Here is a 13,032-nt window from a genome sequence, read left to right as displayed (position 1 = left end):
ATGGCACAGCGCTCACGCATCTCCGTTCATCTCATCGGCACGGCCCTGGTCGTCGGGCTCGCCGTGATGGCCACGCCGGGCCGCGCCGAGATCTATAAGGATATCCGGGTGACGCTGAATTCGATGCTGGCCGGCATTCTCGGGACGCCGGAACGGGCGCCGCGCGATCTCGTCATCAACGGCCAGCCGCTCGAGTTCACGCCCTACCAGAGCGATCGCGGCATTGCCGATATCACCGACGAGTGGCTGCGGGTGCTGGCCGCCAATACCCGGCCGGCCATGCCGAAAAGCAGCGATCGGGAAGAACTGACCGCCGTCATCGCCGCCAACATGATGATCGTCCCGAAGGTGAGCCGCATCCGCGACGATCTTGCCGTTGTCGTGCGCTTCTTCGACGGCGACGGCGAGGCTGCGCTTGACTACCTCAGGCGGCAGGATCCGAACGATCCGTCGGCGAGAGCGCCGATCCCGGGTGTCTCGATCATGATCCGCCGGCCTGCCGATGCGCCGATGACCGAAGTGCTGATGAGCCGCTTCGACGATGTCGCCGCGACGCTGCCGGCCTTCGCCGCCCCTGCCGATATCGGCAAGCTGCCGCTGTCGCTGCGGCCGCCGGCCGGCGTCGAGGTGCTGAGCGATATCGGCGACCATGACAAGGGCCATATGTCGCGCACGGTGGTATCGAAGGGCACGCTTGCCGCCGCGCGCTGGTCCGATCAGCGCGCCGACCTGCTAATCCGCGATGGCTTCACCATCGAAACGCCGCCGGCTGAGCGTGGCGGCGTCACCGCGCTTTACGGCCGGCGCGGCAGCGTCGAAGCCAATGTTCTCTACACCAGAAGCAAAACCGACGGCAGGACCGTTGAGGTCATTCAAATCAGGCAAGCCTTCTTAGGGGGAATAACACCATGAACTGGAAGCTCATTGCCGCTGTCATCGTCGGGCTCATCACCGGCGTTCTCCTCTACTTCTGGACCGAGAGCGTCAAGAACGAGCAGGTGGCCTATGCCTTCATGCGGCTCCAGCCCGACAAGAAGGTGACGAGAGGTCAGGCGATCACGCCTGATATGCTCGCCGAACCGGTGATGCTGCCGGAAAGTTTCGGGGCGCTCGCCAAGCTGGCCGTGCCTGCGGCAAGCGCCTATCAGGAATGGCTGAAGGATCGGACGGCCGCGGCCGACATTCCGGCCGGCTCGGTGCTGCTCTTCCAGTATTTCGACGATACCGACGGCGGGCGCCTGACGACGATGATCGCCCCCGGCAAGCGGGCGCTCACCCTGCCGGTCAACGCCGCCGAGGCGGTCGGCCATTTCGTCGAGCCGGGCAGCTATGTCGATATTCTCGGCACGGTCGACGAACCGGTCGAGCCGGTGGCGCCGCCCGCTGCGGCACAGCCGGGAACTCCCGGGCAGACACCGGCAGCACCCGGCCAGGCGCCCGCCGCACCGGCGGCTCCGGCCCAGCCGCCCTCGCCGGTCGAGCAGATGCTCAAGAATTATCTCACCCAGTATCCGGGCGCCGACGAGAACGACATCAACGCCTACCGGAAACAGGCGCAGGACTACAAGCTCGGCATCAGCTCGCGCACCCGCGTCGTCACCCGCACCTTCCTGCAGAACGTCAAGGTGCTCGCCGTCGGCGCGGCGACCACGCCGGAAGGTGCGGTCACCAAGGCCAATAGCAGCTATAATCACGTGACGGTCGAGGTGACGCCGTCGGAAGCCGAGATGCTGATCTTCGCCATGGGCCAGGCCAATGGCAGCCTCAACCTCGTGCTGCGCAATCCGACGGACAATAGCGTCGAAGACCTGCCGAGCATCAACTGGACGCGCATGTGATCGTTGCGGGGATTGAGCCATGCTGTTGAAGATTTCCTATGAGGACGGCAGCGGACGGGAGGTGATCCCGCTCTCGGCGAACGAGACCTATTTCGTCGGCGAAAGCAGCACGCTTTCGCTTCCCGCCGGCGCCGGCGTCGTGCGGCTGCGCGGCAGCCATGTCTCCTCGCCGCAATTCGTGCTGCGCAAATCAGGCCAGGGCTGGTCGGTGCAGCATCATGGCCGCAACCCGACGCGCGTCGACGACCAGCCGCTGAGGGCCGGGACTCCGGTGGCGGTTTCGGCCGGCATGTCGATCTGGGTGCCGAATGTCACCATCGAACTCGTCGAGCCGGCGGCGGCGCCGGAGGCGGTGACGCAGTTTCCGGACCAGGAGCGGGTGCTGGCGCTGCAGATGGAAGTCCATGAGCGATTGCTAAAAGACACGCAATATGACCGGCTGGTGAAATCCTCCGATTTCGGCCGCGAGGAGACGCGCAGCCGCATCCGCGAGCGTCTCGACCTGTTCATCAAGGAGGCGCTCGATGCTGCGCCGCAGGATCTCGTCATCCTCGTCATCAAGAACGCCGTCTACCGCTGGCTGGCAAAACGCATTGCCCGCACCGGAAGGCGCGACGGCGCGTCGAATGCGGCGACGCTGGCGCGCGAGGAACAGGACAACCGGCGGCTCTTCGATGTCGGCAAGGCGCTGATTTCGGCGCTGCAATTGAAGCTCAATTTCGAATCCACCCGTTCCGACTTCGCCCAGCTCGACACCAAGTTCGGCGCCGCCTTCCAGGCCCGCCAGGCGCTGTTCAACGCCGGCGACCGTTACGAGATCGCCCATATGCACCTGCGCTCGAATATCGAGGAGCTGATGTATCGCTGGGGCACGATCTCGGAACTGATGGATCTCGACGTCATCTCGGAAATCATGGTGACGCGGTATGACGAGATCTATGTCGAGAAATTCGGCCTGCTCGAACGTTATCCCTTCGCCTTCGCCAATGAGCGGCAGCTGATGAAGGTGATCGAGCGCATCGCCGTCGATTCCAACCGCTCGATCAACGAGAGCGAGGCGATGGCCGACTTCCGCATGCCAGACGGTTCGCGCGTCAACGCCGTCATCCCGCCGCTCGCCGTCAAGGGTGCCTGCCTCACCATCCGCAAGTTCGGCGGCAAGTCGCGGCTCGACATCAGCAAGCTGGTGACCGCCGGCGCGCTCAGCGAACCGATGCGCGCCTTCCTCGAGGCGGCGGTGCGCGCGCGGAAGAACATCGTCGTCTCCGGCGGCACCGGCTCCGGCAAGACGACGCTCCTGAACAGCCTGTCGCAATTCATCCCGGTCGGCGAGCGCGTCGTTGCCGTCGAGGACACGTCCGAACTGCAGCTCGACGGCATTCACGTCGTCTATCTGCAGTCGCGGCCGAAGACGGCGGAGAGCGAAACCAGCGTCACCATCCGCGACCTGGTGCGCAATGCATTGCGCATGCGGCCCGACCGCATCATCGTCGGCGAGTGCCGCGGTGCGGAGGCGATCGACATGCTGCAGGCGATGAACACCGGCCATGCCGGCTCGATGACGACGGCGCATGCCAACACGCCGCAGGACATGATGACCCGCCTGGAGGTGATGGTGCTGCAGGGCCAGAGTTCGCTGCCGGTGACGGCGATCCGCCAGCAGATCGTCGCCGCCGTCGAGCTCGTGGTGCAGCTCAACCGACTGGAAAGCGGCCGGCGCGCCGTCACCGAGATATCCGAGGTAATCGGCATCGATCCGGATACCGGCCTCATCATGGTCGAGCCGATTTTCAATCTCGTCGGCCGCGCCGGCGGCCAGGCGGTGCATGCCTTCACCGGCTATCTGCCGAGCTTCGTCGCCGAACTCGTCGCCTTCGGCGAAGACGGCGAGATCAAGAACCTGGATATGTTCGTCTGAGGGGAGAAAATCATGGACATCAGCATCCTGCAGATCCTGACGATCGCCCTCGGCGCGGTGACCGCGGGACTGCTCGTCTGGGGCGCACCGGTGCAATGGCCGGCACCGCTGCTGCGCGCCACCGAACGCGATATCGCGCTCGCCAGCGAGGCAGCCCAGGTCTTCGGCCGCGATGCCGTGCCGCCTTATACGATGATTATCGCCTATGCCATCACCGCGATCGTCGTCTTTGCTCTGATCTCGCTGATCTTCGGGCCGATCGTCGGCATCGTCGTCGCCATTCCCGTCGCCTTCTTCCTGCCCAAGGCGACGATCCGCTATTTTCTGCAGCGCCGCTGGCTGCAGATCGAATCCCAGCTTCCCTATGCCGTCGACCAGATCGTCTCGGCGGTGCGCACCGGCAAGCCGCTCGCCGTCGCCGTCAATGCGGTCGCCGATACCGGCCAGATGCCCTCCTCGCGCGAGTTCGAGCGCATCGCCCGCGAACAGAAGCTCGGCATCGGCCTGGTCGAGGCGCTCGACCGTCACGGCCGCACCGTGCCGAGCCTGCATTTCAAGATGGTCGATGCCGCGCTCGGCCTGTTTGCCCGCCAGGGCGGCGACATATCCGAGCCGCTGACGGAAATGTCGAAATCCTTCAAGGAGATCTGGAAGCTCGACCAGAAGATCAGCACCTCGTCGTCGCAGGCGCGGATGAACTTCCGCGTCGTCAATGGCGGCGCGCTGTTCATGATCCTGATGATCTTCTTCGGCCAGCCGGAGCTGATCGACAAGGTGTTCGGCAACGCCATCGGCATCGTCATCGCCATTGTCGGCGCCATTCTCTATGCCACCGGTTTCTTCTGGATGCGCTCGATGATGAAGGTGTCGGTATGATCTCGGAAATCCCCCTCGCCCCGATCATCATCGTCCTTGCCGGCATCACCGCGGCGCTCATCGTCTGGTGGATCGGCGATCTCATCGGCAGCATCCAGGTGGTGCGGCGCACGGCCGGCGGCGACGGGCCGCCGCCGAATATCGTCGACAGCATCGGCATGCGCACGCCTGTTGAATTCGTGCTGAGACGTTTCGAGCCGCTTCTGGCCGATTTCGGCGCACAGCTCGAAAAGAAGCTGATCTATGGCGGCCGACCGTTCGGCGGCGTCACGGGGCGTGAATATATCGCCCTTCTCATCGTCCTCAGCCTCTTCGGCTTCATTCTGCTCGGTGTACTGTTCGGCATGGCGAGCGGCAGCGTCATCGGCGGGCTGGTCGCCGGCCTGATCCTCGGCTTCATCCCCGCCATCTATTTCTGGGTCGTCGCCGACGACAAGATGCAGGACCGCAAGGAACGCATCTCACGCGAATTTCCCTATTTCCTCGATCTCGTCGTCATGACGCAGCAGGCGCAGGCGACCCTGCCGGAAAGCCTGAGGCTCTATGCCGAGGCCGCACCCGGCACCGTGATGAGCGAGGAGATCGAGCAGACGCTGAAGGACGTAGCACTCGGCACCGGCATGATCGAGGCGCTGCAGCGCCTGGAGGCGCGCATGACGGCCGAGGAGGTGGTGCGCGTCATCCGCGCCGTCATCCAGGGCGAGGTCGAGGGCAGCAACCGCGTCGAGCTGTTGCGCGAACATGCGCGCGACCTGCGCTTCCGCCGCTGGGAAAAGGCCGACAGGGCCAGTGAAAAGCTGAAAGCCAAGATCGTGATGCCGGCGATGATGATCGTCGTGTCGATCCTGCTTCTGGTGCTGGCGCCTGCTATCGTCGAGATGATGTCGAGTGGGATGTTCTGATCATGGTCTTTTCCTTCTTTCGCGGCAACAAACCCAGCCTTCTGCAGACCGGCCCCGGCGGCCAGAGCCGCAGCCATGTGCTGGATCGGGCGGAAATGTCGATCGGGCGGGCAGCCAATGCCGACATCGTCGTCGACGATCCGTTCCTGGCGCCGATCCACGCCCGCATCGAAAAGCAGAGCGACGGCGGCTTCATCATCCGCCGCATGGGGCTGAACCCGATCATGCTGCGCGGCGAGGCGCTGCTGCAGACGGCCTCGCTGAAAGCCGGCGACAGCTTCCGCCTCGGTAAGGATGTCGAGTTCCAGTTTCTTGAGAAGGCGCCGGCCAAGGAGGCGCCGAAGAAGGAGGTTGCCAAGGCAGGCGACGGCAAGCCGAAAAAACCACTTTTCAAACAGCCTGCCTTCCTCGCCGGCATCGGCCTCGTCTACCTCGCCGTCGTCGGGATCATCGGCTACGTGATCCTCTCCGGCGGCGGCAGCACGGAGGCCGGCCCGACGGCCGAGCGCATTAATGCGGAAGCCGCCCGCATCCCGACATGCATCAAGAATGCCAGGCGCATGCGCCAGGTTTCCGAGCCGAGTTTCAACGGCGCGGTCGGCGGCCGCGTCGGCCGTGATGGCGATGTCACCTATGCCGCGCTTGCGCTGGCGTCCGAACCCGCCGACGATGCGGCACTGGCCAAGGTCGCAGAGCCGATCGTCGAGGCCTACAAGCGCACGGCGCTCGCAGCGCTTGCCTCGGAAAACCGCGGCAACAACACGCTGGCGCAGAGCCTCTACCAGCAGACCTACGATCTCGTTCCCGACGTCAACTGCTCGGCCGCGCGTTTCGCGCTGCAGCGCCGCGCCGCCACCAAGCCGCCGGCGCGGCGGTGATCGCCGGGTCGAAACTCTTCAAAACGGCTCGGAGGGTCGACCGGCCAGCGCGCGTCGTAGTCACGCCTACGGCCAAGCCGGCCGGTCGATCAGGCGGCCCGCAGATTCGCCTGGCAAACCTGCGAGACCCCTGAATGCCGGAGGCACATTGAGTATGCCCTCGCCACGCCTTTCGCCTGACGAAAATCTGCTCCGGCAGTTAGCCGTTCAATGGTTTGGCTTTGCTACGTTTGTCCGGACTTGATGCCGTCCGGATTAGCCTCATTTGTTGCCGGGCCCGGTCGAACCGCAGTCGTTGCAGTTGGTGTTGTCCGGGTTGCCCTTGTTTGACGAGGTGTCCTTGGTGCCGCTGCTGCTTCCTGCGTTGTCGTTCGGCGGCGGGTTGCCGCTTTCGCCCATGGTTGTGGCCTGGTCCCGTGAATTGCTGCTGGCAGCAAACGTCTAATTCGGGCTAAGACGTGAGTAGACTTGCACACGTCAGGGATCAGACTCTGTTATTCATAATGAAGAGGAAGTGCCGTGCGTTCTCATCGGAGGCCTGATGTCGGCACACCCGCCTCGTCCTTCGAGGCCCCTGCGGGGCACCTCAGCCACGCCGGTGGGTTCCAAATTCCGAAGCGGCAACAGACCGCTTCGCGGCTCCTGTTCCGTTGGAGGCGGCACCCTTGTGAAGCGTCGCCATATGACCGTCTCAGTGGTATCATGAACTGGCACGGTCGCGGTATCGGGCAGCCGGATGGTGCATGTCGCGTCAATCGCCTGGGCTTCATTCGGCGGATCTCCAGAGGGAGACAGCCATGGCAACCGCAAGAGCAGAGCGGCGGCTGGCCGCGATCCTGGCCGCTGACGTCGTCGGCTATTCCCGCCTCGTCGAACATGACGAGACTGGGACGTTGTCGGCCCTCAAGGTTCTGCGCCGGGAGGTGATCGATCCGCTGCTGGCCGAGCATCAGGGGCGTATCGTCAAGCTGATGGGCGACGGTGCGCTCGTGGAGTTCGGCTCGGTCGTCGATGCCGTCGCGTGCGCGGTCGCCATCCAGAAGGGGGTTGCCGAGAACCAGGCCGATATCCCGACGGAGCGACGCATCGTCTTCCGGATCGGCGTCAATCTGGGTGATGTGATCCACGAGCTCGATGGGGATCTCTACGGCGATGGCGTCAACATCGCGGCCCGCCTCCAGACCTTGGCGGATCCGGGCGGCATTTGCATTTCCGGCACGGCCTACGATCACCTCGCGGGCAAGCTTGACTGCGACTACGAATACCTCGGCGAGCGCGCGCTGAAGAATATGGAAAGGCCGGTGCGACTGTACCGCCCCCTTCAGGAAAGGACGGCCGCAGGAACGGCATCGTTGAGGTCTGCACTTCCGGAGCGGCCATCCATTGCCGTGCTGCCGTTCAACGCCCTGAGCGCCGAACCGGAGCAGGACTTCTTCAGCGATGGGCTGACCGAGGACATCACCACCGCGCTATCCAAGCTCAAGGGCTTCTTCGTGATCGCCCGCAACACGATGTTCACCTACAAGGGAAAGCCCGTGGATGTGCGCGCCATCGGGCGCGAACTCGGGGTCCGCTATGTTCTCGAGGGGAGTGTCCGCAAGTCCGGCAACCGGATGAGGGTGACCGCGCAGCTCATCGATGCGGCCTCCGACGTCCATCTCTGGGCCGAAAGGTACGACGGCGACGTCGGCGACATCTTCGCCATTCAGGACGAAATTACCGCAAGCGTCGTCGGCCGCATCGGGCCGGAACTCCTGGCGGCGGAGCATGCTCGCGAAAGCCCCAAGCCGAATCATGGCCTTGATGCCTGGGAATGTGTCGTACGGGCGGTGTTTCTGTGTTCCCAACTATCTGAGGAGAGCAGCGGGAAGATGCTCCCCCTGCTCGATCGGGCAATCGAACTGGCTCCCGGTTATGCCCAGGCGCTCGCCATGAAAGCTTGGATTACCATGTGGCGCGCGTTCCAGGGGTGGGAGGACATGGGATATGCCTTGGCCCTTGCCAGGGATGTCGTCCAACAAGCCATTGCCGCGGACGATAAGGAACCGTGGACTTACCTTGCGCAGGCGATGATAGCCTTTGCGACGCGCGACAATGTCCTGGCGGTGGCAGCGATCAGCCAGGCTGTCGCGATCAACCCCAACTCCGCGTTTGCACACGGCCAGTTGGGACTTGCGCATGCCAACGGGGGCCGCGCGGTGGACGCCATTCCTTGCATCGACTACGCCCTCAGACTGAGCCCATGCGAGGCTTTTCTCGGCGACTTTCAGTTTTACTACGCTATGGCTTATTTCCAGGGCGCGGATTACGAGCTTGGATTGAGTTACGCACGGGAGGCGAATCGTTTGCGGTCCGGCCACGCGGTTCCGCTGGTCATCGGCACGGCCTGTGCCGGACTTCTGGACAACCAGGAGGCTGCCGCGGACTTGCTCGGACGGCTTAAATCGCTAGTTCCTGACATCTCACGGGACGCGGTCGGAGCAACATCTTCTTTCGTCCGCGCCGAGGATCGGGCGCGCCTGATCGAAGGACTTAGGCGTGCCGGCCTGAATTGACGGGTGGATTGACCTCGAGAACCGATGGTGGCGTTTGTCTGCTTCTTGCATGGATCAACGCCTGAGCACCCGCCTCGCCCTTCGAGGCCCTTCGGGCACCTCAGGATGAGGCTCTCTTGAAACCCGACGCTGCATTCTCCACCCCGTGATTTGTATATGCATCTCCAAGCGCCTGTTATTGGAGCGCGGCATCCTCCAACGTCCCTCATGCTGAGGTGCGCAGCCCGAAAGGGCGAAGCCTCGAAGCACGCTGCAACGCTGCTTCTTGCATGTATCAACGGCTGAGCACCCGCCTCGTCCTTCGAGGCCCCTGCGGGGCACCTCAGGATGAGGCTCTCTTGGAGGGCCGCGTTGCACGGCTATTTTACGGTTGCCCGGGAGGCTTCGCCTTCGCCGCGTCGCATTCCGGCAGTCGCACAGGTTTGACGAGGTTCGCCAGCGCCTCGGGCTTGGCGCATACCGGGAAGCCGGCGAGCGGCATTGTCTCTATGAACCGATTGCGCTCCACCGTGCTGAGGCCGGGTTCGTTGATCATGCTCTCGACGGTCACTTCGGGGTGCTGTTTGAGAGTTTCCATCGCTGAAGCATGCGCCTCATCGGTTCGACCCAGTGCCGCAAGCGAGCTGCTGCGGATCACCCAAGTCCACCTTTGGTAGTTGTTCGGCGTCATCCGCTCCAGCATCGTCACCGCGTCCTCATACCGCCCCGCCATAAAATAGGCAGGGGCGAAGAAGTTGGACGCCCACATCGGATAGTTCGGGTCGAGCCGCATGACCTTGTCGACCATTTGAGCACCGCGTTCCGGGTCGTTGAAGCGTGCGGCATAACCGCTGTAAAAAGTCAGAATTTCGGACGAACCGGGCGCCAGGCGAAGGGCCGTGTCGAATTCGGACTTGGCGCGACCCATGTCGCCCCTGTTGGCAAGGCTCATGGCAAACACCACATGGGCTTCAGCGTCGCGCGGATCAAGCCGGACCGCGCGTTCGGCCACATCGGCGCCCGCCTTGCGGTTGCCCTCGGGATCGACTCCGAACACTCCCATCAGATCATGAGCGTGGTAAAGTTCTACCCAGGCCCGCGCCAGCCCCGGGTCCAGCTCCACGGCGCGGTTGAGAAAGGCGATGGCCTCCTCGTCATCGGCCTTGGTGAGCTTTTCGATCTTCTCCGACCCGAGCAGATAATAATCGTAGGCATTCAGGTTTTCGGGCCGTTTGCGTTTGGCTGCGGCCCGCCCGGCCTCCTGAATCAGTCCCACGCCGCCGCCGAGGCGGTTGGCGACCTGCTCTGCGATTTCGGTCTGAACGGCGAACACGTCCTCAGCCGGCCGGTCCCAATTCTCCGACCAAAGATGGCGGCCGGTTTTTGCATCGATCAACTGCGCTGTGATCCGGACCCGGCCACTCTGCCGCTGGATCGAGCCTTCCAGGACAAAGCCGACATGGAGCGCAGTTGCGACCTGGCGGGCATCCACCGGCTTTCCTTTGTAAATTTCCGTCGAATTGCGCGCCACCACCTCGAATTCGGGAAACCGTGCGAGGTCGGTGATGACGTCCTCAGTCAGGCCATCGGCCAGACGCCCGCTCGCCTCGTCGCCCCCATAATCTTCGAAGGGCAGCACCGCTACCGACGGCTTGCCGCTCAAAGGTTCCGGCTGGAGGAACCACCAGGCGGCCCCGCCACCTGCCAGAGCCAGAACGACGATCGCCGCTGCAGTCGGTCCGATCCAGCGCGGCATCATCGCGAGAAGCGGGCGGCGGCGTGCCCGTTTGCCGTCGAGCCTCAGCCGATACATCCGCACCGGGCGGCTGATGTTCTTGACCTGCCGCTCGCCGGCGAAATCGAGCGGCCAGTCGAGCTTGCCCTGGAGATGATCGTATGCCGTGCCCGACACCACCACGCCTCCCGGTTCGGCCAAATGCTCCAGCCGCGCGGCGACATTCACCCCATCCCCATAAACATCGCCATCCACCAAGGCCACATCGCCCAGATTGATCCCGACGCGGAACATGATGCGCTCAGGCTCCGGCAGGGCGGCATTGCGCGCCGCCACGGCATTCTGAAACACCGCGGCGCAGGCAACCGCATCAACCACGCTGTCGAAGGCGACGAGCGCGCCGTCGCCCATCAGTTTGATGATGGTGCCATGGCGCTCTGAGATAGTGGGATTGATCAGCTCGGCGCGGATGGCCTTCAGCCGCCTGATGGTGCCGGCCTCATCGGCCTCCATCGCCTTTGAGTAGCCAACCATATCCGCCGCGAGGATCGCGAGCAGCTTTCGGTCGAGCGCGGGGGTGCCCATCATCGTTGCCTTGCATGAACATGCAATCGTCTCCGCAGTCTACACCCATCGAAGCGCCGCAACTAGCGCACCGCCAGCACGGTATGTCTGCTTGGGGTGCTTCTGCGTCCCAACGCGACACTCCAGGCGCACAAAATCTGGCATCCGCCCGCCAACCCTGCCATAAATTGATTTCATCGAGGGAGGAATGATGATGCAGAAGAATGCGCCTGACTTCAGCCTTGAGGGCAAAGTGACTTTGGTAACAGGAGCGAGCCGTGGCATCGGCCGAGCTTGCGCGCTCGCCTGTGCCGCGGCAGGTTCCGATATTGTTTTGGGGGTCCGCAATGTCGAAGCGTCGGCGGATCTGGTTGCCGAGCTCGAGGGCGCGGGACGAAAAGTCCTCGCTGTTGAACTCGACATTCCCAATAAAGCCCATATCGGCCAAGCCGTCGACCGGGCGCTGACGACATTTGGTCGGATCGACGTCCTCGTCAACAATGTCGGTGTGGCGCCCGGCAATCTCGCCGAACTCGTCGAGGAGAAGGACCTCGACGAGACCCTCGATGTCAACATCAAGGGCACCTTCCTGATGACGCAGGCCGTCGGGCGTCAGATGATCAAGCAGAATGGTGGCCGGATCATCAGCATCAGCTCACAGGCCGGCACCGTGGCGCTGCGCGGCGAGGCGATCTATTGTATGAGCAAGGCGGCCATCAATCACCTGACGCGCTGCCTTGCCGCCGAATGGGCCCGCTATAATGTCACCGTCAACACCGTATCGCCGACCTTCATCCACACCGATGGCACGGCACCCTTTCTGTCCGACGCCGCCAATCGCCAGGCGACACTCGATCACATTCCGCTTGGCCGGATCGGTGAAACCGATGATGTGGTGGGGGCCGTCGTCTTCCTGGCATCGCCGGCTGCGAGCCTGATCACCGGCGCGAACCTGCTGGTGGACGGTGGTTGGTCCGTCGCCTGAGGCCGAGGCTTCTGCACGGCAGCTCGAGCAGACAAGACGAAACGCAGCATCCCGGCGCAGGAAATCGGCGAGAGCGGCCCCTCATCCGCCTGCCGGCACCTTCTCCCCGCTTGCGGGGCGAAGGGGGATAGCCGCAACCTTTCCGTCCCCATCTACCCTCTTGCAAGGCACGTCCCCTCTCCCCGTCAGAACGGGGAGAGGGTTAGGGTGAGGGGCAGACATCGGCTCGAACCGCAGAGCCGTGGCACAAGGGCGAGGATGACCTCGCGGGTTCTGCGCCGTCAGCAGGACTTGGCCCCTGCGGCTCAATGCCTCACGCGATTGACGGTTTTAAAGGCCGTCGATACGCATACTCATCCGCAACAGGAAACCAGTGATGCGAATTTCGGCTGCAGCAATTTCCGCTCTCCTTCTTCCAATACTGGCGAGTTGCACGACCACCTCGGGTGGCGTTGCTACGGAGAACAAGAACCTGACTGCAGTCAGCGCCGAGCGGACGCGACTGGGGCAGGCTTGGCACCTCAAAGCCGATTGCTCACAAGCAAGCCGTCCAAACGTTCGAACAGTTTTTCCGCCAGCTCATGGGAAACTCGAAATCGTACCGGAAGATGTACTCGCGAATTCGAAGAAGTTTTCCAAATGCGAAGGCGTGAAAACCGCCGGCGTGGTTGTTTACTACACCTCTGCAGCCGGGTATGTCGGCCCTGATAAAACAACGTTCAGGGAGTCCTACGGAGATGGCTTCGTTCGCGACGTGACTTTCGACGTTAACGTCGTCAAGTAGAGCGCCGGGAGCGCCGGC

Annotated in this window: 11 protein-coding genes; 9 read left to right on the top strand and 2 right to left on the bottom strand. The window is 63.4% G+C overall.

Features of this window, described 5'->3' with window-relative positions:
• Genes GGD53_RS11505 through GGD53_RS11480 form a run of 6 tightly spaced genes read left to right on the top strand, consistent with a single transcriptional unit; the run spans position 1 to position 6,412 of the window.
• Entirely contained in the window at positions 1 to 912 is a 912-nt protein-coding gene (locus GGD53_RS11505; protein WP_184455967.1) for a hypothetical protein, read from the top strand.
• Complete coding sequence (gene cpaB / locus GGD53_RS11500) at positions 909 to 1,838, top strand: Flp pilus assembly protein CpaB (protein ID WP_184455965.1); 930 nt, start codon at positions 909 to 911, stop codon at positions 1,836 to 1,838. Before GGD53_RS11505 ends, cpaB begins: the two co-directional genes overlap by 4 nt.
• A 19-nt stretch (positions 1,839 to 1,857) precedes the next feature.
• On the top strand, positions 1,858 to 3,756 hold the full coding sequence (locus GGD53_RS11495; protein ID WP_184455963.1) for an ATPase, T2SS/T4P/T4SS family: 1,899 nt from the start codon (positions 1,858 to 1,860) through the stop codon (positions 3,754 to 3,756).
• A 12-nt stretch (positions 3,757 to 3,768) separates the two neighbouring features.
• Positions 3,769 to 4,632, top strand: coding sequence for a type II secretion system F family protein (locus GGD53_RS11490; RefSeq protein WP_184455961.1), 864 nt, complete (start codon positions 3,769 to 3,771; stop codon positions 4,630 to 4,632).
• Entirely contained in the window at positions 4,629 to 5,534 is a 906-nt protein-coding gene (locus tag GGD53_RS11485; RefSeq protein ID WP_184455959.1) for a type II secretion system F family protein, read from the top strand. The genes GGD53_RS11490 and GGD53_RS11485 overlap by 4 nt, the downstream gene beginning before the upstream one ends.
• Positions 5,535 to 5,536: 2 nt before the next feature.
• Positions 5,537 to 6,412, top strand: a complete 876-nt coding sequence (locus GGD53_RS11480) for an FHA domain-containing protein (RefSeq protein ID WP_184455957.1) — start codon at positions 5,537 to 5,539, stop codon at positions 6,410 to 6,412.
• Positions 6,413 to 6,673: 261 nt separating this feature from the next.
• Here GGD53_RS11480 and GGD53_RS11475 read toward each other — a convergent pair whose 3' ends face one another.
• Complete coding sequence (locus GGD53_RS11475; RefSeq protein WP_184455955.1) at positions 6,674 to 6,811, bottom strand: hypothetical protein; 138 nt, start codon at positions 6,809 to 6,811, stop codon at positions 6,674 to 6,676.
• Positions 6,812 to 7,209: 398 nt separating this feature from the next.
• Between GGD53_RS11475 and GGD53_RS11470 the strand changes: the two genes are divergently transcribed.
• Positions 7,210 to 8,967 carry an adenylate/guanylate cyclase domain-containing protein gene (locus tag GGD53_RS11470; protein ID WP_184455953.1) on the top strand — a complete coding sequence of 586 codons (1,758 nt, stop codon included), beginning with the start codon at positions 7,210 to 7,212 and terminating at the stop codon, positions 8,965 to 8,967.
• Positions 8,968 to 9,331: 364 nt separating this feature from the next.
• Here the strand turns inward: GGD53_RS11470 and GGD53_RS11465 are convergent, their stop codons facing one another.
• Positions 9,332 to 11,266, bottom strand: a complete 1,935-nt coding sequence (locus GGD53_RS11465; protein ID WP_184455950.1) for an adenylate/guanylate cyclase domain-containing protein — start codon at positions 11,264 to 11,266, stop codon at positions 9,332 to 9,334.
• Positions 11,267 to 11,459: 193 nt separating this feature from the next.
• On the opposite strand from GGD53_RS11465, the gene GGD53_RS11460 reads away from it, so the two are divergent.
• Entirely contained in the window at positions 11,460 to 12,230 is a 771-nt protein-coding gene (locus tag GGD53_RS11460; RefSeq protein ID WP_184456160.1) for an SDR family NAD(P)-dependent oxidoreductase, read from the top strand.
• Between the two features lie 376 nt (positions 12,231 to 12,606).
• Complete coding sequence (locus GGD53_RS11455) at positions 12,607 to 13,014, top strand: hypothetical protein (RefSeq protein ID WP_184455948.1); 408 nt, start codon at positions 12,607 to 12,609, stop codon at positions 13,012 to 13,014.
• Positions 13,015 to 13,032: the final 18 nt, after the last annotated feature.

Source organism: Rhizobium aethiopicum (assembly GCF_014197535.1).
In the GTDB taxonomy this organism is placed as follows: Bacteria; Pseudomonadota; Alphaproteobacteria; order Rhizobiales; family Rhizobiaceae; genus Rhizobium; species Rhizobium aethiopicum_A.
This window is presented reverse-complemented; position numbering and strand designations above follow the sequence as displayed.